Annotated in this window: 16 protein-coding genes and 1 tRNA gene; 9 read left to right on the forward strand and 8 right to left on the reverse strand. The window is 70.1% G+C overall.

The features are described 5' to 3' along the window. Window positions 1-14: 14 nt before the first annotated feature. Window positions 15-1,061 (reverse strand): 2,5-dihydroxypyridine 5,6-dioxygenase NicX family protein, encoded by a 1,047-nt coding sequence (locus DRV85_RS15030; RefSeq protein WP_113290298.1) that lies wholly within the window; start codon window positions 1,059-1,061, stop codon window positions 15-17. 206 nt (window positions 1,062-1,267) lie between these two features. Here DRV85_RS15030 and DRV85_RS15035 point away from each other — a divergent pair, with 206 nt between their 5' ends. Beyond that, the gene (locus DRV85_RS15035) at window positions 1,268-1,603 is read left to right on the forward strand and encodes a hypothetical protein (RefSeq protein ID WP_147238863.1); all 336 of its coding nucleotides are present in this window, start codon (window positions 1,268-1,270) and stop codon (window positions 1,601-1,603) included. 27 nt (window positions 1,604-1,630) lie between these two features. Here the strand turns inward: DRV85_RS15035 and DRV85_RS15040 are convergent, their stop codons facing one another. From DRV85_RS15040 to DRV85_RS15050, 3 genes are all read right to left on the reverse strand, one after another. Continuing rightward, a complete protein-coding gene (locus DRV85_RS15040) occupies window positions 1,631-3,259 on the reverse strand; it encodes a hypothetical protein (RefSeq protein WP_113290300.1) in 1,629 nt (542 codons plus the stop codon). 81 nt (window positions 3,260-3,340) lie between these two features. Next, window positions 3,341-3,886 carry a hypothetical protein gene (locus DRV85_RS15045; RefSeq protein WP_113290301.1) on the reverse strand — a complete coding sequence of 182 codons (546 nt, stop codon included), beginning with the start codon at window positions 3,884-3,886 and terminating at the stop codon, window positions 3,341-3,343. 125 nt (window positions 3,887-4,011) lie between these two features. Next, window positions 4,012-4,587, reverse strand: a complete 576-nt coding sequence (locus DRV85_RS15050; protein WP_113290302.1) for a hypothetical protein — start codon at window positions 4,585-4,587, stop codon at window positions 4,012-4,014. 595 nt (window positions 4,588-5,182) lie between these two features. Between DRV85_RS15050 and DRV85_RS15055 the strand changes: the two genes are divergently transcribed. The 4 genes from DRV85_RS15055 (at window position 5,183) to DRV85_RS15070 (ending at window position 10,701) form a co-directional block, all read left to right on the forward strand. Next, window positions 5,183-6,880: a hypothetical protein gene (locus tag DRV85_RS15055; RefSeq protein ID WP_113290303.1), complete on the forward strand. Its 1,698-nt coding sequence runs from the start codon at window positions 5,183-5,185 to the stop codon at window positions 6,878-6,880. An 11-nt stretch (window positions 6,881-6,891) separates the two neighbouring features. Further along, window positions 6,892-7,224: a hypothetical protein gene (locus DRV85_RS15060; protein WP_113290304.1), complete on the forward strand. Its 333-nt coding sequence runs from the start codon at window positions 6,892-6,894 to the stop codon at window positions 7,222-7,224. 80 nt (window positions 7,225-7,304) lie between these two features. Continuing rightward, window positions 7,305-9,479, forward strand: coding sequence for a malate synthase G (locus DRV85_RS15065; RefSeq protein WP_113290305.1), 2,175 nt, complete (start codon window positions 7,305-7,307; stop codon window positions 9,477-9,479). 190 nt (window positions 9,480-9,669) lie between these two features. Continuing rightward, window positions 9,670-10,701 (forward strand): AI-2E family transporter, encoded by a 1,032-nt coding sequence (locus DRV85_RS15070; protein ID WP_113290306.1) that lies wholly within the window; start codon window positions 9,670-9,672, stop codon window positions 10,699-10,701. A 6-nt stretch (window positions 10,702-10,707) separates the two neighbouring features. Here DRV85_RS15070 and DRV85_RS15075 read toward each other — a convergent pair whose 3' ends face one another. Beyond that, window positions 10,708-11,979, reverse strand: coding sequence for a hemolysin family protein (locus DRV85_RS15075; protein ID WP_113290307.1), 1,272 nt, complete (start codon window positions 11,977-11,979; stop codon window positions 10,708-10,710). A 231-nt stretch (window positions 11,980-12,210) separates the two neighbouring features. Between DRV85_RS15075 and DRV85_RS15080 the strand changes: the two genes are divergently transcribed. From DRV85_RS15080 to DRV85_RS15095, 4 genes are read left to right on the forward strand one after another with little or no spacing between them, the layout of a single operon-like run. Beyond that, the gene (locus tag DRV85_RS15080) at window positions 12,211-14,457 is read left to right on the forward strand and encodes an acyl-CoA dehydrogenase (protein WP_113290308.1); all 2,247 of its coding nucleotides are present in this window, start codon (window positions 12,211-12,213) and stop codon (window positions 14,455-14,457) included. Beyond that, window positions 14,454-15,737 carry an acetyl-CoA C-acetyltransferase gene (locus DRV85_RS15085; protein WP_113290309.1) on the forward strand — a complete coding sequence of 428 codons (1,284 nt, stop codon included), beginning with the start codon at window positions 14,454-14,456 and terminating at the stop codon, window positions 15,735-15,737. The genes DRV85_RS15080 and DRV85_RS15085 overlap by 4 nt, the downstream gene beginning before the upstream one ends. Next, the gene (locus DRV85_RS15090) at window positions 15,734-17,812 is read left to right on the forward strand and encodes a 3-hydroxyacyl-CoA dehydrogenase NAD-binding domain-containing protein (RefSeq protein ID WP_113290310.1); all 2,079 of its coding nucleotides are present in this window, start codon (window positions 15,734-15,736) and stop codon (window positions 17,810-17,812) included. The genes DRV85_RS15085 and DRV85_RS15090 overlap by 4 nt, the downstream gene beginning before the upstream one ends. Then, window positions 17,805-19,664: an acetyl-CoA hydrolase/transferase C-terminal domain-containing protein gene (locus DRV85_RS15095; protein ID WP_233495536.1), complete on the forward strand. Its 1,860-nt coding sequence runs from the start codon at window positions 17,805-17,807 to the stop codon at window positions 19,662-19,664. Before DRV85_RS15090 ends, DRV85_RS15095 begins: the two co-directional genes overlap by 8 nt. Window positions 19,665-19,933: 269 nt before the next feature. Here DRV85_RS15095 and DRV85_RS15100 read toward each other — a convergent pair. The 3 genes from DRV85_RS15100 to glpX form a co-directional block, all read right to left on the reverse strand. After that, window positions 19,934-20,008, reverse strand: a tRNA-Glu gene (locus DRV85_RS15100). An 87-nt stretch (window positions 20,009-20,095) separates the two neighbouring features. Further along, entirely contained in the window at window positions 20,096-21,859 is a 1,764-nt protein-coding gene (recJ, locus tag DRV85_RS15105) for a single-stranded-DNA-specific exonuclease RecJ (protein WP_113290312.1), read from the reverse strand. Window positions 21,860-21,949: 90 nt separating this feature from the next. Beyond that, window positions 21,950-22,918, reverse strand: a complete 969-nt coding sequence (gene glpX / locus DRV85_RS15110) for a class II fructose-bisphosphatase (RefSeq protein ID WP_113290313.1) — start codon at window positions 22,916-22,918, stop codon at window positions 21,950-21,952. Between the last annotated feature and the right edge of the window lie 80 nt (window positions 22,919-22,998).

Raw genomic sequence — 22,998 nt, forward strand, 5'->3', positions numbered from 1 at the left:
GGTGGATCGGCGGCTCAGGCGAGCTCTCCCTGCAGGGCGCCGCGCACCACGACGGGCGTGCCGTCGAGCGTGATCGTGCAGCCGCGCATCGGCAGGTCGAAATGACCAAGGGTGAAGCGGCCCGCATACTGGTTCGAGCCTGTGGACCAGAGGAAGTTGCCCGCCCAGGCACGGAACTCGGTCGCCTGCACGTCGCGCTTGTCGTAGAGCGCCATGCTCTCCCAGCGCGCGGCCGGGTTCATGCCCCACCCCACATGGCTGAAGCCGTAGGCCACGGGGTCGTCCCAGGCGGCAAGATACGAGCGGAAGAGATCGGCGTCGAGCCCGTCGCCCTCGATGCCGGTGACGTAGTCGTTCTCGACCGTCAGGCGGATCGGCGCGCGCAGATAATCCTTGAAGGTCAGGTTCATGTCGCCCGGCGCCATGACGATGGTGCCGTTGACGCAGTTCTCGCCCGGAAAGGCGAGGCAGAGGCCGCCGGGCCAGTGCGCCACCCCGCCCGGCCTGGTGGTGAACCCCGGCGTTCCCCCGCAGGGCGCGTCACGGATGTCGATGTGCAGGTCCGTGCCGGCCTCGGAGGTCACATGCATCGTAGAGGCCGCCTCGAGCATCTCGATCCCGCGCGCGACCTTGGGGCCGAGTTCGGCGCGCGGCTCGGTGCGCTCGAGGATTTCTGGGTGCTCGTTGCACACGGTCAGCAGGCGCGCGCCGGCCTCCTCGATCTCGGGCCATTCCTCGGCGTGAATGAGCCCTTCGACCGTCACGTCCACCACGACCTCGACCCGCTTGAGCGCCTCGACGACGTGGCGAACGCCCTGGATCGCGTTGGAGGCTCCGGTGGACTTCACCGGCACGGGCGCCGTCTGCGGCGGCGTCGGCATCACGATCGTGGCATGGGCCGCGCCGAGCTCGTGCAGCGCGAGCCCCGAGAGATCCATGAGCACCGGCCGAGACTGCGTCTCGGCGACGACGGCCACCGCCGTGCCGCGGCCGATCCCGTTGAGTTCGAAGACCCGGCGGAAGCAGTCGAGCCACTTCCCCTCGATGCGTTCGCGCAGCATGTGCGCTCTCCCTGTCGTTCGCGTCCGGGTTCTGCGACCCGTTTCTTTGCGATTTACCACACGGTTTAGTAAAATTTCAATCCTGCTTTCGGCGAGAAGCCTGCGGGGCCGATGCGGAAGGGCTGGCGCAGGGCTGTCGCCTACGCTACCGTCATGCCACTAGGGGGATATACGACATGTGGCGCTTTGCTTTCGCATTGGGTCTGATGACGCTTCCGGCCGTCGCGGCGGCGGAGAGCGGAACGACCGTTGCCGGAACCTGGACGCTGGAGCACGGTCCGCCCGCGGCGGACTACCGGCTCGCCTCTCGCGGTGCGTCCGGGGATTATCTGATCTGCTTCGACTCGGGCAACGTGCGCCGGGTCGCCGTGTCTGTCGGCGAGGAACGCAGCGTGCTCGCCCGCGGCTCCTGCACCGTCTTCGCGCCCACCGCCGAGGACGGGATCGTGCTGCGCTTCGCCGGCGCCGGCGGCGAGGGGGCCGCGCGCAGCGTCGCGGTCGGCACCTTCCGGATGATCCTGCCGCCCGCGACGGAAGGGTAGGGCGCGCGCCCCGCAGGGCGCAGGGCCTCAACGGCGGGTTTCGAGCGTCAGGCTCCCGTCCTCGGCCTTGCCGAGCTGCTGGACGACCTCGCCCACCTCGACGCCGCCGTCCCGCACGATCGTGAGCAGCGTAAGTTCGCCCTCGGGCAATTCCTGGACCGAAAGCGTGCCGCCGAAGGTCCGCGCGGCCAGCGGCATCATCGTCCCGGCGATCTCGCTCGTCAGCGGGCCCGAGACGATCTCGCGGCCCCCCGCGTCGAGCACGCGGAACTCCACCTCGGGCCGCAACAGCACATTGCCCACGTTCGTCGCCCGCAGCCCGAGCGCCATGTCGTCCTGCGACTCGGTCGTGGCGACGCGCACCGCCTCGAGCGCGATCTCGCGCCGGTCCTCGCCCGCGGCGCGCGAGACCTCGACGAGGCCGGTGGCCGATCCGGCCCGCTGCCCGTCCAGATACGCCGCCGACAGCGTCAGCTGGGCATAGTAGTTCTGCTGCCTGGGTGCGGAGTCTGGGAACCGCGCGAGCAGGCGCAGGTTGCGCGTCTGCCCGGGCCGCAGCACGAACTGCGCCGGCTGCACCTCGATCCAGCCCGCCGCGGAGAGGTCCGTGTCCCGCACCGTGGCGCTGGCGCGGCCGGCCATCTCGTCCGGGATGGCGACCTCGACCCTGACCTCGACCGGGTCGATCGCCGGGTTGGTCACCGCGATGCGCCCGCTGCGCGCCGCGCCGGGACGGTAGTCGTATTCGAAGACCGCGGGTTCGACGCCGAGGTCGATGTCGGTGACGAGCGCCTGCACCTCCGGATGCCCCTCGAAGGCGACCTCGCGCCGCAGCGGCCTCGTGCGGCGACCGTCCACGTAGAGCTCGCCGCGAATGCGATAGTCGCCGGTGGGCAGCAGCCGGCCAAGATCGACCGGCATCGAGATCGCGCTTTCCGGCAGCAGCCGCGTCGCGGGGATCGCGGCGCGGCGGACCTGGCGCCACTCGCCGCTCTCGTCCTTCGCGTCCACCCAGACGTCGCCGCGCAGGCTCGAGAAGGTGCCCCCGTTGTTCTCGATCAGCGCGTCGACCAGCGTCGTCTCGGGGAAGCTGTCGGGGTCCGGCAGGCTGCCCGGCGTATCGGGCTCGGGCAGCCGGTAGCGCAGCTGCGCATCGGCGAGACGCACGTCCTGCCGCGCGGGCCGGCCCTCGGTCCCGAGGATGATCGGGATCAGCACGCGCAGGGTCAGGCGCAGCCCCTCCGCGCCCTCGGGCGGCGGCGCGCTCAGCAGCAGGCCGGCGGCGTGGGTGCCGCGCGCGGCGAGCGGCACGCGCATGCCGACTTCGAGCACGGTCGTCTCGCGCGGCTCCAGCAGCACCTCCGAAGGCGCGGTGATCCAGGAGGCGGCCGAGCGCGGCAGCTCGCTGCCGGGCTCGTAGGGAATGGCGATGAAGCCTCCGGTCTCGGCATGCCCCAGCTGCACGACCTCCACTTCGAGCGTGCGCCCCTCGAGCTGCGAGGTCGGCGTGACCTCGATCGGGATCAGCACGTCGGTCCCCGGCGGCACCTCGCCGTCCACCACGAGCGGGCGGACCTGAAACCCCTGCGCGCCGGCGCCGGGCGCGAAGGTGAAAACGGACAGGGCGGCCAGAAGGAAAAGCGCCAGGAGTCGCACGGAAATTCCCTTTCGAATAGCGGCGGGATCGAGGCCCGGTACTGGAAATAGCCGCCGCCGTCCGCCCCGTAAAGCGCGCCGTCACCAGGGCTGAATGGTGATCTCGGCGTCGAGGCTGTAGACGCCTGGCGCTGCGAGGCCGGCGGGGCTGTCGTTGAAGCGCGCGCTGATGTCCGCACCAAGCCCCCAGCGGGTCATTCCGCGCCTGCCATCGGTGCGCAGCACGCCCTCCGGCGTCTGGAAGATCGTGTCGCCGTTGCCGGGGTCATCCGGCGTCGGGTCGAGGTAGATCCGCCCGCCGATGCGATTGTCGCCGTTGGAGAAGGCCGGCTGCCGGTAGTCGGGCGGCGCGGGCGGATCGGGCTGCCAGGTCGGAAAGGTGATGTCGAGCGAATAGGGCACGTTCGCGAGAATGCGGAAGCGCGCGCTCTGCGGGGTGTTCGAGTGGATGTCGTCGCCCGTCGGATCGGTGACCGTGTAGCTGATCTGGGGCGTGACGACCCAGAGCACCACGAAGCCGCGGCCGCGGCCGGGCAGGATCACGAAATCGCCGGACGGCTGGCTCGGCGCCTCCGTGGCCACGAGCGCCGCGACAAGGGCGGCCCCCAGCCCGCTGATCAGCTTCATGCGCTCCCCCGATACGGCTTGCCGCGCCGCGCACCGGCGCCGCCGAAGTCTGACCACGTCACGGCAAAGAGCGAAAGGGCCTCGCGGCCCTTTCGCGTGGTCGTGTGTCTTGCGGGGGGCGTCGGTCAGGACGGGGAGACGGTAATCGCCACCTCGAGCGAGTAGGTGCCTTGAGCAGCGACATCGTTGTCGCAGGTGGTAAGATCGGGCGAGGCGCCAGTGCCGATGCCGTAGATCTTGTCGAATCCGGGAGTGAAGCTGCCGACAGACCACGGATTCGCGCCGGACGGAGGATAGCTCACACCAGTGCCATCCTGACCGGGCGTCTCGTCGAAGTGGATCGAGCCGCCGATCGAGCAGTCGGCGACGGCGTTATAGAAGTTGGCCTGAGGGTAGCCGGGCGTGGGGTCGCCGAGCCCAGCTTCGTTCCAGGTCTCCCAGTCGAGTATGATGTCGAAGTCCACGTTCGCCGTAACCGTCATCGTTGCTTTTTCGTCACCTGCCGTATTGTTGTTGACGTTGTTGTTGGCGCCGTTGCCGCTCCCTTCCGCGATGTCCAGATCGCCGATGGTGGAGTTGCTAGTATCGGTGATCGAGAGGTAGTCGCCGACGGTCGCGTTGAGGGTGACGGTGGCCGTGTCGGCCAGTGCGCTGGTGGCGAGGAGGGCCAGAGCGCCGGTGGTTGCAAAAAGTGCCTTCATGACTGTTCTCCGAGTTCGAGTCGCTTGCATGTCCCTGGCCCGGGCGGGGGACGCATCCGGTGACGTCCGAGCCGTGCCGATTTCGGATAATCGAGAAACAAATTGTCAGAACTTGGGTCACGACGCGCCCAAAGCGGTACCATTTCGCGGGCAGGATGCGCCGAAACTCGGCGTGAAGACGTGGTAAGTGCTTATGAAAGATGTTAAAACAATTCAGGGTTGTTTAAGGTATTTCGCATGATCTTTTATTTGCGGTATCATTCCCTGTTCACGGGGAAGGCCTCGTCGCTTCGTCGGAGTCCCGCGAATTCCCCCGCACTGCATGCAGCACACTCGCCATTCTGCCGCCGCCTTTCCGCGCGATACAACCTTTAATTGATATGGCGGTCGCTGCACATTCGCATAGATGGAGGGTGGCAAAATGACGACAGTCCCCGCCAGCCTTCACCGGCCTTGATTCGGAATTGCTTCCGCGATGGTCGCTCGCGTGCTATCGAAGCCAAAAGCCCCGTCCCGCACGAGCAGGCGACCAGGCAAGGCGCGCGGCGGAGGAGACGGCCGGACAGCACCGGCGCAATAAGTTGAGGCAGATAAAATGCAACTGAGGCAGACGCTTGTCGCGCTCGTTGCGGGAGTCTTCTGCACGGCGGGCGCGATTTTCGCGCAACCGGCGTCGGCGCAGAACGACCCGCTCGTTGACAATGTATTCTTCCAGACGGATCTGCGCACCGCGCTCGACGATATCGCCGCCCAGACGGGCGAGAATATCGTCGCCGACCCCAGCGTTCAGGGCCTCGTGACGGCCACGATCGAGAACCGGCCGATCGCGGAGTCGCTCGACATCCTTCTCGCGGGCACGCCCTATCGGGTGGTGCGGCGGCCGACCTATTATCTCGTCTACAATCCCGACATCCGCACCGATCTCTTCGCCGAGGTGGCGCGGACCGAGATCATCGACCTGCGCAGCGTGCCGGCCGAGACCGCGCGCGAGCTTCTTGTCGAGCCGCTGCGCAAATACGTCCGCGCCGATGCGGCGAACGGCCGCCTGGTCGCCACCGCCCCGCCGGCGCTGCTGCAGGTCATCGCCGAGGACGTCGCGACCATCGACCGGCCGAACACCGAGCAGACCGTCTTCATGGCGCTCACCTATGTCTCGGCCCAGAGCGCGCGCGAGCTGCTGCCGTCGCGGCTGCAGCAACACGTGCGCGTGGACGCCGAGCGCAACAGCCTCTCGGTCTCGGGGCCGGTCTCGTCCCGGCAGGAGGCGATCGAGCTCATACGCCGGCTGGACCGGCCGCTGCCGCCCAAGAACGTGGACACGCGCAACGTCTACAACACGATGCTGGTCAAGCTGGACCACATCACCGCCGAGGCGGTGATGAACCTGCTGCCGCAGAGCCTGTCGGAGTTCGTGCGCGCCGACGCCACATCGAACACGCTGTCGATCAACGCACCGCCCGCGGTGGCGCGTCAAATTCACGCCGACATCTCCGAATTCGATCAGCCGCGGCAGCACATCATGCTGGAAGCGCGCGTCGTGGTGCTGGACACCAGCGCCTTTCTCGACATCGGCACGGAGTTCCAGCCCCCCGGCCTGACCGCCGGCGCCAACCGCACGGACGGGACCAACGACATCTCGGAGATCGCGCTCGGCTACACCAGCGGCCGCGCCTTCACCAATGCGCTCAACCTGACGCTCAACCTGCTGTCGGAGAACAACCAGGCCTCGATCGTGGCCAGCCCGCAGGTTCTGGCGCAGGACGGGCTGGAGTCGGTGATCCGCGTCACCACCGCCGAGTTCTTCCAGATCCTCTCGGAGAACGACGCCTTCATCCGCTCCGATCTCGAGGAGATCGAAACAGGAACCATCCTGCGCATCACGCCGCAGGTCGGCCGCGACGACACGCTGACGCTCGACATGGAGCTGGAGGTGTCCGACGTGGTCGCGCGGGGCGAGCAGAACCTGCCCGTCGTGAACCGCCGCACCGTGCAGAACACGGTGCAGATCGAGACCGGCGGCACGGCGGCCGTGGCCGGCCTGTCGGACATGCGCAACCAGCAGATCAAGCGGGGCGTGCCGGGCCTGCGCTTCCTGCCCTTCGTGGGCCGCACCGACATCGCCAGCAGCAAGTCGCAGCAGGTGGCGATCTTCGTGACCGCGACGCTCGTCGATCCCGAGGAACGCCGCTTCGAGACGGGCCGGCCCCGGCCGCCCTCGCTCGGCACCGTGGACGAGGAGATCTTCCGCGCGGAGCTCGCCGCGACCCTCGATGCGCTGGGCTATCACGAATGAGGGCGGGCGCGATGAGAAAGACGGCGCTCACCCTGGCCCTCGCCGTTCTGGCGGGCTGCGGCGACATGAACGTCACGCGGAACTTCAGCGCCGTGGTCCCCATGACGGGGCGCGAGACGGTGCGTATCTCGGCGCAGGAACTTGTCGCCGCGATGGCGCGCACCGGCTTCACCCGGCAGGAGATCCTCGACCACGGGCCGGCCATACGCAACGCGCTGGCCGTCCAGGGCGGCGCCGAGTTCCGCCGCGACGGCAATGTGGCGGCGATCTTCTCGGTCATGGACGGCAGCCTCTACGTCGTCAGCCAGCGCGGCGGAACATACGTGCAGGAACTCTCGGTCTGACGCTGCAGGCCACGGCGGCCTCTCGTGGCTGGCCAGCGACCATCGTCCGTGCTTAGTCTGGTGCGAGCGATGGAGGCGGCATGGCGGATGACGACGTGAGCGCGAATTATCTGGAGCGCGCCGGGCTGCAGGTGGCGGCGGAGCTTGCCGGGTTCGTCGAGGAAGAGGCGCTTCCCGGCACCGGGGTCACGGCTGCGGATTTCTGGGCCGGGCTCGCGGCGCTCGTGGCCGATTTCTCGCCCCGCAACCGCGAGCTACTGGCGATCCGCGAGGAGATGCAGGCGAAGATCGACGCCTGGCACAAGGCGCGGCGCGGTCAGCCGCACGACCACGAGGCCTACAAGGCCTTTCTGTACGAGATCGGATACATCGTACCCGAGGGCGCGGCCTTCGAGATCGAGACCTCGAAGGTGGATCCCGAGATCGCCGAGGTGCCGGGCCCGCAGCTCGTGGTGCCGATCACCAACGCCCGCTATGCGCTCAACGCCGCCAACGCCCGCTGGGGCAGCCTCTACGACGCGCTCTACGGCACCGACGCGATGGGCAGCCCGCCGCCGCCGGGCGGCTACGAGCGCGGCCGCGGCGCGCGTGTGGTGGCGCGCGCCCGGGTGTTCCTCGACGAGGCCTTCCCGGTTCAGGGGCTCAGCCACGCGGACGCGCGACGCTATCACGTCAAGGGCGGGCAGTTGCTGGTGGACGACCATCCGCTCGAGATGCCGGAAAAATTCGTCGGCTGGCGCGGTCATCCGAGGGCGCCCGAGGCGGTGCTGCTGCGCAATCACGGCCTGCACGTCGAACTCGTCTTCGACCGGACGCATCCCGTGGGCGCCCGCGATCAGGCCGGGCTCGCCGACGTGCGGCTCGAGGCGGCGGTCTCGGCGATCATGGATTGCGAGGATTCGGTGGCCTGCGTCGACGCCGAGGACAAGGTGATGGCCTACCGCAACTGGCTGGGCCTGATGACGGGCAACCTCGAGGCGCGCTTCGAGAAGGGCGGCGAGACGCTGACGCGCCGCATGGCGCCCGATGTCGACTATTCCGCGCCCGACGGCGGGACCGTCACGGTCAAGGGCCGCGCGCTGATGCTGGTGCGCAACGTGGGCCATCTGATGACCAACCCCGCGATCCGCGACGCCGAGGGGCAGGAGGTCTTCGAGGGGCTTATGGACGCGGCGGTGACGACGCTGATCGCGATGCACGACCTGAAGAAGTCCGAAGGCCCCCGGAACTCGGCCGAAGGATCGGTCTATGTCGTCAAGCCCAAGATGCACGGGCCTGACGAGGTGGCGTTCTCCGACGCGATCTTCACCCGCGTGGAGGAGATGCTGGGCCTGCCGCGCCACACCGTGAAGCTCGGCGTCATGGACGAGGAGCGGCGCACCTCGGTCAACCTCAAGGAATGCATCCGCGCCGCGCGGCATCGCGTCTGCTTCATCAATACCGGCTTTCTCGACCGCACGGGCGACGAGATCCACACCTCGATGGAGGCAGGCCCCTTCAGCCGCAAGGATTTCATCAAGCGCAAGTCGTGGATCACGGCCTACGAGAACCTCAACGTCGACATCGGCCTCGAATGCGGGCTCTCTGGCCGGGCGCAGATCGGCAAGGGCATGTGGGCGATGCCCGACCGCATGGCCGCGATGCTGGAGGCCAAGATCGAGCACCCTAAGGCCGGCGCCACCTGCGCCTGGGTGCCCTCGCCCACGGCCGCCACGCTGCACGCGCTGCACTACCACAAGGTGGATGTCTTCGCGGTGCAGGCGGCGCTGAAGACGGGCGGGCGCCGCGCGCATCTCGACGGGCTGCTCGACATCCCGCTCGCCGCCTTCCGCAAGTGGACGCCCGAGCAGATCGCGCGCGAGGTCGAGAACAACGCGCAGGGCATCCTCGGCTACGTCGTGCGCTGGGTCGATCAGGGCGTCGGCTGCTCCAAGGTACCCGACATCCACGACATCGGCCTGATGGAGGACCGCGCGACCTGCCGCATCTCGGCGCAGCATATCGCCAACTGGCTGCATCACGGCGTGATCGGAGAGCAGGAACTGCATGCGATCCTGCGCCAGATGGCCGAGGTCGTGGACCGGCAGAACGCCGGCGACCCCGCCTATACGCCGATGGCGCCCGGTTTCGACGGCCCGGCCTTCCGCGCCGCCTGCGAGCTGATCTTCGAGGGGCGCGCGCTGCCCTCGGGCTACACCGAGCCCGTGCTTCACGCGCGTCGGCTGGAGCGCAAGGCGGAGCTGGCGGGCGGCTAGATCGCGGCCCGGCGCGGCGCCCGGGGCAGTCCGCCGCGAAGGCGCATCGCCGAGCGCCGCGGCGGACGGCCGAGCCGCCCGCGCGTCCGGGCGCTTCGGGCGGCCTCGCGGGCTCGCCCGTTGACACCCGCCGCCGCGCTTTCCAAGACATAACGGACAGGCGAGATCCGCCGGGGCGTTCGGTTCGAAGATGCGGAACACGACATACGGATTGGCCCTGGCCCTGATGCTCGGCTGGCTTCTGTGGATCGGCAAGCCCGTGCTGCTGCCTGTGCTGGCGGCGGTGATCTCGGTCTATGTGCTGTCCACGGCAGCGGCGAGCATGGAAGGGCTGCCCGTTCTGGGCCGCCTGCCCGGATGGGCGCGACGCAGCCTGATCCTGATCGGCTTCGCGGTCGCGGTCGTGCTGCTCTTCGTCCTCGTCATCAACAATCTCGCGCAGGTGCTCGCGGCCCTGCCGCGCTACGAATCCAATCTCGACGCGCTGGTCACGCGCGCCGCGAACCTCATGGGGATCGAGGACGAACCCACATGGGAGAACGTGCGCCGCGCCACGATCGACCGGATCGACGCGGGCTCGCTGGTGACGCCCGCGCTGCTCTCGCTCCAGGGCTTCGGCACGACGCTCTTTCTCGTGGTGCTCTATGCCAGCTTCTTCATGGCCGAGCGCGGCGTGATGGCGCGCAAGCTCGTCATCGCGATGGGCGGCGAGGAGGCCGGCAACCGCGCGCTGTCGCTGCTCGCGCGGATCAACGACCGGATCGGCGGCTACCTCTTCGTCAAGACTGTGGTCAACGTGATCCTGGGCGCGATGTCCTATGCGATCATGCTGGTCCTCGGCATCGAGTTCGCGCTGTTCTGGGCCGTGCTGATCGCCTTTCTCAACTACATTCCCTACATCGGGTCGATCGTCGGCGTTATCTTTCCGGTTCTTCTTAGTCTCGCGCAGTTCGGCACGCTCTGGATGGCCAGCGTGGTGCTGGTGACGCTGACCGCCGCGCAGATGTTCGTCGGCGGCTGGCTGGAGCCGCGCATGATGGGGCGCGCCTTCAATCTCAGCCCCTTCGTCGTGCTGCTCGCGCTTGCGTTCTGGAGCACGCTTTGGGGGCTTCCGGGCGCGCTTCTGGCGGTGCCGATGACCGCGAGCCTCGTGCTCGTCCTGGCCGAGATCCAGGCGACGCGGCCGCTGGCCGTCATGCTGTCGGCAAGCGGGCGTATCTGAGCCCGCTCACTCGGGCGCGCGTTCGACGAGCAGCCGGTCGATGCGCGCGCCGTCCATGTCCACCACCTCGAGGCGCCAGTCGCCCAGCCGGACATGCCGCCCCTCGGCCGGTGCACCGTCGAGATGCGCGCGCACGAAGCCCGCCGCCGTGGCCGCGCCCCAGTCCCCGCCGACGAGGCCGATGCGGTCGGCGAGCTCGTCCATCGGCACCGCGCCCGCGACCAGCAGCGAGCCGTCGTCGCGCTCGACGACCTCGGGCGGGGCGTGCGGGCTCTCGTCGAAGCCGCCCGCGATCGCGCCGAGGATGTCCATCGGCGTGATGATGCCCGCGAACCGTCCGCGCGCCTCGCGCACCAGCAGAATGTGCCCCGGCGAGTCGCGCAGCCGCTCGATCACGTCGAGTGCCGGCAGCGTCGCGGGCACGACCGGCGCGGGCCGCGCCGCCCGCTCCGCGTCGAATCCCTCCGCCTGCGCGGTCAGCAGGTCGTGGCCGTGCAGCACGCCCAGGATATCCTCCGACCCGCCGCGGCGCAGCGGCAGTCGGGAGTGCCCCGAACTGCGGAAGCGCGCGAGGATCGCGCCGAGATCCTCGCCCGCCTCGGCCGTCTCGACCTCGGCTCGCGGCGTCATCAAGGCACGCGCGCGCCGGTCCGCGAGCCGCATGACGCCGCCCATCATCTCGCGTTCGCGCTTGTGGATCACGCCCGCGCCTGCCGCTTCGGCGAGCATCATCCGTATGTCCTCGTCGCTGATCTGCGGCGCCGGCTGCCCCCCTTGACCCAGCACCCGCAGCAGAAGCCGCCCCGAACGGTCGAGCAGCCAGACGACGGGCGCGGCGATCCGCGACAGCGCGAGCATCGCGGGGGCGACGCGGGCGGCCACGCGCTCCGGCGCAGCGAGTGCGATCTGCTTGGGCACGAGCTCTCCGACGATGAGCGAGAGATAGGTGATCGCGACGACCACGATGCCGACGCCCACTTCCTGCGCGATCGTCTCCGGCACTCCCAGCGCGGGGAGCGCGGCCGCGAGGCGCAGGCCCACCGTCGCGCCGGAGAAGGCGCCGGCCAGCACGCCTACGAGTGTGATCCCGATCTGCACGGTCGAGAGGAAGCGCCCCGGCGCCTCGGCGAGCCCGAGCGCGATGCGCGCGCCCCGATCGCCGCGCTCCGCTTGCGCTCGCAGCCGACCACGGCGTGACGAGACGATGGCGATCTCCGACATGGCGAGAGCGCCGTTGGCGAGGATCAGAAGGAGGACGAAGGCAAGTTCGAGAAGCATGACTGGTCCGGTTGCATCGGCGGGTCAGCGACCCGCGGGGAAGGCGAGAGACACGTCCTCTATAGGGCGGCCCGCCGCGGCGGGCGAGGACGCCGTCCGCGCGCGCCGCGCGTTCTGGCACCCGGCCGTAATGAACAAGGCGTCGGGTGAAACTGGGATCGGGCGCGCCGTCTTGCGGTCTTTCCGGAACCATCCGCCCATGGCGGCCATTCCCTACCGAAGGAGGGTTCCATGAGGTGGCGTGATTTCCGGCGTGAGCGGCTCACTCGACCGATCTTCGGCTGGGCCAGGGGCGTGCTTCCCGCGCTCTCCGATACCGAGCGCGAGGCGCTCGACGCGGGCGAGGCCTGGTGGGAGGCGGAGCTTTTCGCCGGCAATCCGGACTGGAGAAATCTGGGTCACGTCGCGACGCCTCGGCTGACCGAAGCCGAACAGGCCTTCCTCGACGGGCCGTGCCAGGAGCTTTGCGCCCTGGTCGACGACTGGACGATCAACCACGAGACGGGCGACCTGCCGCAGGAGGCGTGGGACTATCTCAAGGAACACCGCTTCTTCGGCATGATCATCCCCGAAGAACATGGCGGCCTGGGATTTTCGGCCTTCGCGCATTCGGAAGTCGTCAAGACGATCTCGACCCGCTCGCTCACGGCGGGCGTGACGGTGATGGTGCCCAACTCCCTCGGCCCCGGTGAATTGCTGCTGCAATTCGGCACGAAGGAGCAGCAGGAGCGCTGGCTCCCCCTCCTTGCGCGCGGCGAGGCGATCCCCGCCTTCGCCCTGACCTCCGAAGAGGCCGGCTCCGACGCCGCGAGCATGGTGGATGAAGGTGTGATCGAGCATGGAACCTACGACGGCGAAGAGGTGATCGGTCTGCGGCTCAACTGGGCCAAGCGCTACATCACGCTGGGGCCGATCGCGACGGTGCTCGGGCTCGCGGTGAAGATCCGCGATCCCGGGGGCGTGCTGGGCGGCGATCCCGACCTCGGCATCACCTGCGTCCTGGTGCCGACCGACCTCCCGGGGGTCGAGACCGGAGATCGGCACATCCCCTGCGGTCATTTCTTCCAGAACGGGCCGACCGAAGGCCGTGATGTCTTCGTGCCGCTCGACAACGTGATCGGCGGCCGCGACGGTATCGGGCACGGCTGGAAGATGCTGATGAGCGCGCTCGCCGCCGGGCGGGGCATCTCGCTGCCGTCGCAGTCGGCCGGCGCCGCCGCGATCGCGGCGCATACCTCCGGCGCTTATGCGCGGGTGCGGCGGCAGTTCGGCCTGCCTGTCGGGAAGTTCGAAGGCGTTCAGGCCCGGCTCGGACGGCTCGCCTCCGAAGCCTATGCGCTCGACGCCGCGCGGCGGCTGACCTGCGCCGGTCTGGACGAGGGGCGCGCGCTGGCCGTGGTCTCGGGCATCATGAAGGCGCATGCCACCTACCGGATGCGCGACGCGCTCAACGACGCGATGGACGTCCACGGCGGCAAGACAGTGATCGACGGGCCGCGCAACTACCTGGGCGCGCTCCACCGCGGCGTGCCCATCGGCATCACGGTCGAGGGGGCGAACATCCTCACGCGCAATCTGATCATCTACGGGCAGGGCGCGATCCGCTGCCACCCCTATCTGCTCGACGAGATGCTGGCGCTCGAAGCGGAGGACGACACGGAGGCGCTCGACCAGTTCGACCGCGCCTTCTGGGCGCATGTGCGACATGCGATGGCAACCTTCGGCCGCGCGGTCGGCCGCGCGTGGACGGGCGCGGCGCTCGCGCCTGCGCCGAAGAACGCGGGGCCGGTGGCCCGGCACTACCGCCGGATGTCGCGCTACGCCGCCGCCTTCGCGCTCTCGTCGGAGCTGGCGCTGCTGGCGCTGGGCGGCAGTCTGAAGCGGCGCGAGATGATCTCGGCCCGGCTCGGCGACATGCTCTCCGAGCTCTACTTCCTGTCGGCGCTTCTGAAGCGCTGGGAGGACGAGGGCCGCCAGAAGGCCGACCTGCCTCTGGTGCATCATGCCGCCGAAGCGGGTTTCGCACGTTTGCACACCGCGCTCGACGAGATCGCGGCGAACTTCCCCGCTCGATGGGTCCGGGCGGTGCTGCGGGGCGCGACGCTCGCCGGCGGCAGCCCGGGCGGGCCGCCGGACGAACTGACGAGGGAATGCGCGGAGCTGCTTCTCGCCCCGTCGGAGACACGCGACCGCATCGTGGCCGGCATCCACCGCGGCTGCGAGGGCGATGCCATGCGAACGCTCGACGACGCCTTCGAGCGGGTGATCGCCACGGAGGATCTGCGCCGCAGGCTGAAGAAAACCGGCGAATCCCTGGCCGAGGCGCGCGAGAGCGGCACCCTGACGCCCGATCAGGCCGACGCGCTCGACGCGGCAGAGTCGGCCGTGGCCGAGGTCGTCGCCGTCGATTCCTTCCCGCCGGAGCGGGTGATGCGCGGCGGCGCCATCCCGCCCAAGCCGAAGGAGGCCGCGGAATGACCGACGTCCCCGTCTATATCGTCGACGGCGCGCGCACGCCCTTCCTGCGCGCCCGCGGTGAGCCCGGGCCCTTCACGCCCGTGGACCTTGCCGTGCAGTGCGGGCGGCCCCTGCTGCTGCGCCAGCCCGTCGCGCCAGAGGATTTCGACCTGGTGACGCTGGGCTGCGTCAACGTGATCGCGGACGAGATGAACCCGGCGCGGGTCGCGGCGCTGCGGCTGGGAATGGGGCCCGGCATTGTGGCCTTCACCGAGCAGATCAACTGCGGCTCGGGCATGCTGACCGTGGACACCGGCGCGCGCCGCATCCGTGAGGGGCGTGCCGACCTGGTGCTGGCCGGCGGGACGGAGGCGCTGAGCCATTCGCCGCTCGTTTTCCGGCAGGAGGCTGTGGAGTGGTTCGCAGGGCTGCAGAAGGCCGACGGCATGGGCGACCGCCTCCGCAAGGCCGCAGAGCTGCGTCCTGAGTTCTTCAAGCCTGTGATCGGGCTGGAGCGCGGCCTGACCGACCCGATCAGCGAGCTTAACATGGGCCAGACGGCCGAGGTGCTGGCCTACCGCTTCGGCATTTCCCGGGAGGCGGCAGATGCCTATGCCCTCGAAAGCCATCAGCGCCTTGCGGCCGCGCAGGAGGAAGGGCGTCTGAACGAGATCGCGCCGGCCTACGACCGCGACGGCGGCTTTCACGATCACGACGACGGCGTGCGCCCCGACACGAGCCTCGAGAAGCTGGCCGGCCTGAAACCTGCCTTCGAGAAGCCCTTCGGCAAGGTCACGCCGGGCAATTCCTCGCAGATCACCGACGGCGCCTGCTGGCTGGTGCTCGCCTCCGAGGCCGCGGTGGAGCGGCACGGGCTGACGCCCATCGCCGCGATCCGCGACGCGGAGTGGTCGGCGCTCGACCCCTCGGTGATGGGGCTGGGCCCGACGCTCTGCGTGACCGAGATGCTGAAGCGGCGCGGCATGGGGGAGGCCGAAGTCGATCTATGGGAGATCAACGAGGCTTTCGCGGCGCAGGTGCTGGCCTGTCTGGCGGCCTGGGAGGACGCGGAATACTGCCGCGACGTGCTTGGGCTCGACGAGCCCTTCGGCACGGTGCCGCGCGAGCGGCTCAACGTCGACGGCGGCGCCGTGGCGATCGGGCATCCCGTGGGCACCAGCGGTGCCCGCATCGTGCTGCACCTCGCGCAGGAGATGGCGCGCCGAGGGTCAAACCGCGGCGTGGCCACGGAGTGCATCGGAGGCGGGCAGGGCGGCGCGATGCTGCTGGAGGCGGCATGAGGGTTCTGGAGCATCTCGGGGAGACGCGGCTGGAACTGGGCCCGGCGCATGACGCGCCGGCGGAAGGTCCGTGGCGGCTGGCGCGCGACGAGGACGGCATCGCCTGGCTGGTGCTCGACCGCGGGGACGGGTCGACCAACGCCATCGGCCGCGACGTGCTGGAAGGGCTGGACCGGGCTCTGGAGGATCTGGAAGCTGACCCTCCCACGGCACTGGCCATCCGCTCTGCCAAGCCTGCGGGCTTCGCGGCCGGGGCGGACATCCGCGAACTCAAGACCATGACGGGCGAGGAAGAGATCGCCCAGCTGCTCGCGGGCGGCCTGCGGGTACTCGACCGGCTCGAGGCGCAGGACTACCCCACCGTCGCGGTGATCCACGGTCACGCCCTCGGCGCGGGGCTGGAACTGGCGCTTGCCTGCGATCACCGCATCTTCGTCGGCAACGCGCATGCGGGGCTTCCCGAGGTGAAACTCGGCCTGCATCCGGGGCTCGGCGGTACGGTGCGGCTGCCTGCGCTGATCGACCCGGTCGAGGCGATGACGATGATGCTGACCGGCAAGCCCGCCTACGCCAGCAAGGCCAGGCGCCTGGGCCTTGCCGACGCCGTGACCGAGGAGCGGCATGTTCGCGCCGCCGTGCAGGCGGCCGCGAAGGGCCAGCTCGAGAAAAACGGGCGCGGCTGGACGGAGCGGGCGAAGGCGAGCTATCCGGGGCGCACCCTGGCGGCGCAGCAGATGCGGTCGAAGACCGAGCAGAAGGCTCCGAAAGAGCACTACCCCGCGCCGCACGCCCTTATCGACCTCTGGCTGAAAGCGGGCGACGATCCGAAGGAGATGCAGAAGGGCGAGACCGCCTCCTTCGTGCGGCTTCTTGGATCGGACACGGCCCGCAACCTGATGCGCGTCTTCGAGTTGCGCGAGGGGCTCAAGAAAGCCGCGAAGGGCGCGCAGGACGTGCGCCACGTCCATGTCGTCGGCGCGGGCGAGATGGGCGGCGACATCGCCGCCTGGTGCGCGCTCAAGGGCTTTCGCGTGACGCTCTTCGACATCGCGCCCGAGGGGATCGCGCCCGTTGTCCCGCGCGCAGCGGAGGTCTGCAAGCGCGCCCACCTCGGCGGGGCCGAGACGCGCGACGCGCTCGACCGGCTGATCCCGGATCCGGATGCGCACGGAGTGCCGCACGCCGATCTGGTGATCGAGGCGGCGCCCGAGACGGAGGAGATCAAGCGCGACATCTACGCGACGCTCGAGCCGCGCATGAAGGAGGGCGCGCTGCTCGCCTCCAACACCTCCAGCCTGTCGCTTGCCACGCTGGCGGATGGTCTGGACCGGCCCGACCGCTTCGGGGGGCTGCACTTCTTCAATCCTGTGGACAGGATGGAGCTGGTTGAAGTGGTGCAGCACGACCGGAGTTCGGATGCGACGGGCGAGAGGCTGGCCGCCTTTGCCGCAGCCCTCGACAGGCTGCCTGCGCCGGTCGCGGACTCGCCCGGATTTCTCGTGAACCGCGCGCTCACGCCCTACCTGATGGAGACGCTGCTGCTGCTCGGCGAGGGGGCGGAGAAGGAGGCGCTGGACCGCGAAGCCGAAGGCTTCGGGATGCCGGTCGGGCCGGTGGAACTGGCCGACCGCGTCGGGCTCGACATCTGCCTCAGCGTGGCCGACAGCCTGAAGCACGACGTCGACAGGCCGATGGCCGAGATACCCGGCTGGTTCCGCGAGAAGGTGGAGAAGGGCGATCTGGGGCAGAAGTCCGGAACGGGGTTCTACGAGTGGTCCGACGGTGCCCCGCAGAAGGGCAATCGCGCGGGCGATGCGCCGCAGGAGGCGCTGGACCGGATGATCCTGCCCATGCTCGACGCCTGTGTTGAATGCCTGCGCCGGTGCGTCGCCCGCGACGAGGACGAGATCGACGCCGCGATGATCTTCGGCACCGGCTTCGCGCCCTTCCGCGGCGGGCCGATGGCCTACCTGCGTCACCGCGGCGTGAAGGACGCGCGGGCCTCGCTCGAACGACTGGCAGAGGCGCACGGGCCGCGATTCACCCCGGATGACGGCTGGAGCGGCCTTGACTGACGCGGCTTTGCGGACCGGGGATCCCGAGGGTGCGGCGCAAAGGATTCTGGAGCGCACGGGCGGTCAGGTGCGCCTCGCCCTGCCGCTGGGGCTCGGCAAGAGCGTGGCGCTGGCAAATGCGCTGACCCATGCCGCGGAAGAGGATCGCTCGATAAGTCTCTCGATCTTCACGGCGCTGACGCTCGAGTCTCCCGGGGCCTCGAGCGACATGGAACGCCGCTTCATCGACCCGGCGAAGGCGCGGCTCTTCGGCGAAGTGCCGGGGGTCCGCTACGCGGAGCTTCTGCGGGCAGGCGACGTGCCGCCCAATATCGAGGTCAGCGAATTCTTCCTGATGGCCGGCCGCTGGCTGACGGTCGACGCGGCGCAGCGGCGCTACGTGCCGGTGAACTATTCCGACGCCTTTCCCCTCCTGCTGGAGCGGCGACCCAATGTGATCGCGCAGCTCGTCGCGCGCGCGGGCGATCGCCTCAGCCTGAGCTGCAACCCGGATCTGACCCTGGACCTGCTGGCGGCACGCTGCGAGGGCAAGCTGGCGTTCACCTTCGCCGCCGAGGTCACGGACGAGCTGCCCTTCATGGGCGGGGCCGCCGACATCTCCGCCGGGGAAGCGCAGGTGCTCCTGGAACGGGATGAAAGCGATCCGCTCTTCTCGCTGCCGCAACGCCCTGTGTCGCTGGCCGATCAGGCCGTAGGGCTGCACGCCTCCCGTCTGGTTCCCGACGGCGGCACGCTGCAGATCGGCATCGGCTCCATCGGCGACGGCGTGTGCCAGGCCCTGCGGCTCCGGCACGGGCGCAACGAGACCTACCGCGAACTGATCGCGCGCTGCCCTTTCGGCCGGGACGCCTTCGACGAGACAGCGCCCTTCCGCGCGGGGCTGCATGCCTCGAGCGAGATGCTGGCCTACGGCATGCTGCCGCTGCTCGAAGACGGCGTCATCGCCCGCGAAGCCGAGGGCGCGCTGATCCGCGCGGCCTTCTTCATCGGCTCGCGCGGGATGCGCGCGCGGCTGCGCGACATGCCGCCGGAAGACCGCGCGAAAATCGCGATGGTCAGCGTGCGCGAGACCAACCTTTCGCAGGGGGGTGCCACCCCGCGCGCCGCCCGCTTCATCAACAACGCGATGAAGGCCTCGCTCCTTGGCTCCGTCTTCTCCGACGCGACGCCGGATGGCCGAGAGGTCAGCGGCGTGGGCGGACAGTTCGACTTCATCGCGCAGGCCTTCAGCCTGCCGGACGCACGCGCGGTGACGACCCTCGCCGCCACACGGGATTCGAAGGGCGAGACCGGGTCCAACATTGTCTGGGAGGCCGCGCACGAGACCGCGCCGCGCCAGTTCCGCGACATCGTGGCGACCGAGTACGGCATAGCCGACCTGCGCTGGCGCAGCGACGAGGAGGCGGTCCGCGCGATGATCGCCATCGCCGACAGCCGCTTCCAGCCCGAGCTTCTGGACGCTGCAAAGCGCGCAGGCAAGTTGCCCCGCGACGCCCGGGTGCCGACCGATCGGCAAGACAACACCCCAGAGGCGCTGCACGATTGGCTGGCGCCCGCGCGCGAGCGCGGCGATCTTCCGACATTTCCGTTCGGCACGGATTTCACGCCGGTCGAGCAGCGGCTGCTGCCGGCGCTCGGCCACCTTCGCAATGCTTTTGCCAGGCGCCGGGGCCTCGCAGCGCTGATCTGGCGGGGCGTCTCGTCCGGTGCGCCTTGCCCTGCGCATCGCGCCTGTCTGGAGCGAATGGAACTCGCCCGGCCGCGCGGCCTGCGCCAACACGCGGCGCGGGCGGCCCTCCTCGGCGCGCTCGCCGCCACCCGGGACGAACCGGGCCTCCCGCATGGGCTCTGACAGGGAGAGGCCGCCGCAGCCTCTGCCGATGTTGCGCGCCCGAGATGTCCCGCACCGGAGCCACGCAAACCGGATCGCTCCCGTCGGCGGTGCAAGGCGACCGACCATCCGCCCCGCACGGCTCGGAAAGGAAAGGACAGCAGATGTCGCGAACGACTTGCCGCCGATCACAGCGAAGGGAAGCTAAGCTCGACTGCCGCGTGGCCCGTCCAGGCAACCGCAGCGACGCAAGGCGTTGCACCGCCAACACTTTCAAAAGGCCGGAGAATTGGCAGCCCGTAGGGGAATCGAACCCCTCTTTCCAGGTTGAAAACCTGGCGTCCTAACCGATAGACGAACGGGCCGTGCCGGTATCCGCAGGGGTCTTAGAAAATGCGCGCCGGCACTGCAAGAGGAAATTTCCGGCGCTGACGCCGGGGAGGCGGGCGCTTTCAGCCTGCTTCGGCCGCGTCGTCCACGCGCAGCTCCACCCGGCTGCGGCCCTGCCAGTGGTTGATCTCGAGCCGACCGGCGATGTGGAATCGGGCGCCGCCGTGGCTCTCGAGACGCGAGCCGAGCGCGCTCTCGAAGGCGCCGAAGGCGATGCCGCCGATCCGGCCGCCGGCGCCGTCGTCGAGGTCGAGCTTGAGATGCGCCTCGCCCACGCGGCGCGCGTGGCGGATGGCGAGCGCGGGGAAGGCGAAGCGCGGGGCAGGGGCGCCGGCGCCGAACGGGCCGGCGGTCTCCAGCGCCTCGACCAATTCCGGCGTGGCGGCGCGCGGCATCAGCATCCCGTCCAGCCTGAGCGCGGCCCTGTGTTCGGCCCCGGCGCCCTGCCGCGCGAGCAGTTCGGCGAGCCGCTCCATCGCCGGCTCCAGCCGGTCGCGCCTCACGGTGAGACCGGCGGCCATCCGGTGCCCGCCCCCCTTGACGAGCAGCCCCTCGGCCGCGAGCCGCTGGACCGCTGCACCGAGATCCACGCCCGAGACGGACCGGCCAGAGCCCTTGCCCTCCGCGCCCTCAAGGCCGATCACGAGGGCCGGGCGATGCGCCGTCTCCTTGAGGCGCGAGGCGACGATGCCCACCACGCCCGGGTGCCAGCCCTCGCCGGCCGCCCAGACCAGCGGGCCGCCCAGCCCGCGCGCCTCGGCCTGGGCGAGCGCCGCGTCGCGGACCCCGGCCTCGATCGCGCGTCGCTCCGCGTTGAGCGCGTCGAGTTGCGCCGCGATCGCCTGCGCCTCGTCCACATCCTGTGTCGCCAGCAGCCGCGCGCCGAGATCGGCCTTGCCGACCCGGCCGCCGGCGTTGACCCGGGGGCCAAGCGCGAAGCCCAGGGCGGCCGCGTCCGGTGGGCGGGTGAGCCGCGCGGCGTCGGCCAGCGCCACGAGGCCCGGCCGGTCGCGCATCGACATGCGGTGCAGCCCGGCGCGCACCAGCGCCCGGTTCACCCCCTTGAGCGGGGCCACGTCCGCCACCGTGGCGAGCGCCACGAGGTCGAGCATCGCCATCAGGTCGGGGCCGGCCGCGCCCGTGCCGCGCAGCTGCCGCCCGGCCTCGACCAGCGCCAGAAAGACCACCGCGGCGGCGCAGAGATGACCCAGGCCGCTGTCCTCGTCCTGCCGGTTCGGGTTGACCACGGCGAAGGCCTCGGGAAGCGTCTCCCCTGCCAGGTGGTGGTCGAGCACGACGACGTCGGCGCCCCGCGCCGCCGCGATGGGCTCGTGGCTGAGCGTGCCGCAATCCACGCAGAGGATCAGGTCGTGCTCGGCCGCCAGAGCGCGCATCGCCGGCACGTTCGGCCCGTACCCCTCGTCGATGCGGTCGGGGACGTAGAGCGTGGCCGCGCGCCCCATCTGCCGCAGCCAGTCGATGAGCAGCGCGGCGCTCGCGCCCCCGTCCACGTCGTAGTCGGCGAAGATCGCGATGCGTTCGCGGCGGGCGACGGCGTCCAGCAGGCGGGCCGCGGCGCGCTCCATGTCGTGCAGGCGGCGCGGATCGGGCAGCAGATCGCGCAGCTTCGGCTCGAGATAGGCGTCGCAGTCGAAAGGCGCCACCCCTGCGCGCGCGAGCACGGCGCAGAGCGCAAGCGGATGGCCTGTCTGCTGGGCGAGCGCCTCGGCCGCGCGCGCGAGATCGGGGGCCGGGCCGTCCCAGCGGCGTCCGGTCAGCGACTGCTCGACGCCAAGATAGGCCCGCTCGTCCCCCACGGCTTCCATAGCAGGGCGCTGGCCCGCGCCCTGTCCTTCTTCCTGATCCCGTTGTCGCCGCGCGGCAGGCGCCGCGGCGGTCCGGCCGGGCGCGGCGTCTCAGCCCTGCGGCACCGGCGTGCGGTAGCGCATCCGTCGGACCGAGCCCGTCTTGGAGCGCATCAGCAGCGTCTCGGTGGTCAGCCAGCCCACGTCGCGCTTGATGCCCGGCAGGAGCGAGCCGCCCGTCACCCCCGTCGCGGCGAAGATCACGTCGCCCGCCACCATGTCGTCGCGGGCGTAGATGCGGTCGAGATCGGCGATCCCGGCCTTCTCCGCGCGGCCCTTCTCGTCGTCGTCGCGAAACAGCAGCCGCCCCTGGATCTGTCCGCCCATGCATTTGAGCGCCGCCGCGGCCAGCACCCCTTCGGGCGCGCCGCCCTGGCCCATGTACATGTCGATGCCGGTGACATCTGCCTCGGCGCAGTGCATCACCCCCGCCACGTCGCCGTCGGTGATGAGCCGGATGGCGGCGCCGGTGGAGCGCACTTCGGCGATCATCGCCTCATGGCGCGGGCGCTCCAGGATGCAGACGGTGATGTCGGAGGGGTCGCAGCCCTTGGCCGTCGCCAGTGCCGAGACGCGCGTCGCGGGCGGCATGTCGAGATCGACGATGCCCTCGGGATAGCCCGGCCCGATGGCGAGCTTGTCCATGTAGACATCGGGCGCGTGCAGCATGCTGCCGCGCGGGCCCATCGCGATCACGGTGAGCGCATTGGGCATGTCCTTGGCGGTGAGCGTCGTGCCCTCCAGCGGGTCGAGGGCGATGTCGACGGCCGGACCCTTGCCGGTGCCAACCTCCTCGCCGATGAAGAGCATCGGCGCCTCGTCGCGCTCGCCCTCGCCGATGACGACGACACCCGAGATGTCGAGCCGGTTGAGCTGCTCGCGCATGGCGTTGACGGCGGCCTGGTCGGCGGCCTTCTCGTCGCCGCGGCCGACGAGGCGGGCCGAGGCGATGGCGGCCTGTTCCGCCACGCGCGCCAGCCCCAGGGAAAGCATGCGGTCGTCGAAGTCGGGGGCGCTCATGTCACTGTCCTGCTCGTTCTCGAAAAGGCCCGCGTCCGGGTGTAGCCGCCGCCGCTCGGGCTGGCAAGCGACGGGGCGCT

Origin of the sequence: Rhodosalinus halophilus, assembly GCF_003298775.1 — a bacterium.
Classification (GTDB): domain Bacteria; phylum Pseudomonadota; class Alphaproteobacteria; order Rhodobacterales; family Rhodobacteraceae; genus Rhodosalinus; species Rhodosalinus halophilus.

Excerpts from the sequence above, each read along its gene's own strand:
- DRV85_RS15030 (WP_113290298.1), bottom strand. The coding sequence starts at position 1,061 with ATGCTGCGCGAACGCATCGAGGGGAAGTGGCTCGACTGCTTCCGCCGG.
- DRV85_RS15035 (WP_147238863.1), top strand. The coding sequence starts at position 1,268 with ATGACGCTTCCGGCCGTCGCGGCGGCGGAGAGCGGAACGACCGTTGCC.
- DRV85_RS15045 (WP_113290301.1), bottom strand. The coding sequence starts at position 3,886 with ATGAAGCTGATCAGCGGGCTGGGGGCCGCCCTTGTCGCGGCGCTCGTG.
- DRV85_RS15050 (WP_113290302.1), bottom strand. The coding sequence starts at position 4,587 with ATGAAGGCACTTTTTGCAACCACCGGCGCTCTGGCCCTCCTCGCCACC.
- DRV85_RS15055 (WP_113290303.1), top strand. The coding sequence starts at position 5,183 with ATGCAACTGAGGCAGACGCTTGTCGCGCTCGTTGCGGGAGTCTTCTGC.
- DRV85_RS15060 (WP_113290304.1), top strand. The coding sequence starts at position 6,892 with ATGAGAAAGACGGCGCTCACCCTGGCCCTCGCCGTTCTGGCGGGCTGC.
- DRV85_RS15065 (WP_113290305.1), top strand. The coding sequence starts at position 7,305 with ATGGCGGATGACGACGTGAGCGCGAATTATCTGGAGCGCGCCGGGCTG.
- DRV85_RS15070 (WP_113290306.1), top strand. The coding sequence starts at position 9,670 with ATGCGGAACACGACATACGGATTGGCCCTGGCCCTGATGCTCGGCTGG.
- DRV85_RS15075 (WP_113290307.1), bottom strand. The coding sequence starts at position 11,979 with ATGCTTCTCGAACTTGCCTTCGTCCTCCTTCTGATCCTCGCCAACGGC.
- DRV85_RS15080 (WP_113290308.1), top strand. The coding sequence starts at position 12,211 with ATGAGGTGGCGTGATTTCCGGCGTGAGCGGCTCACTCGACCGATCTTC.
- DRV85_RS15085 (WP_113290309.1), top strand. The coding sequence starts at position 14,454 with ATGACCGACGTCCCCGTCTATATCGTCGACGGCGCGCGCACGCCCTTC.
- DRV85_RS15090 (WP_113290310.1), top strand. The coding sequence starts at position 15,734 with ATGAGGGTTCTGGAGCATCTCGGGGAGACGCGGCTGGAACTGGGCCCG.
- recJ (WP_113290312.1), bottom strand. The coding sequence starts at position 21,859 with ATGGAAGCCGTGGGGGACGAGCGGGCCTATCTTGGCGTCGAGCAGTCG.
- glpX (WP_113290313.1), bottom strand. The coding sequence starts at position 22,918 with ATGAGCGCCCCCGACTTCGACGACCGCATGCTTTCCCTGGGGCTGGCG.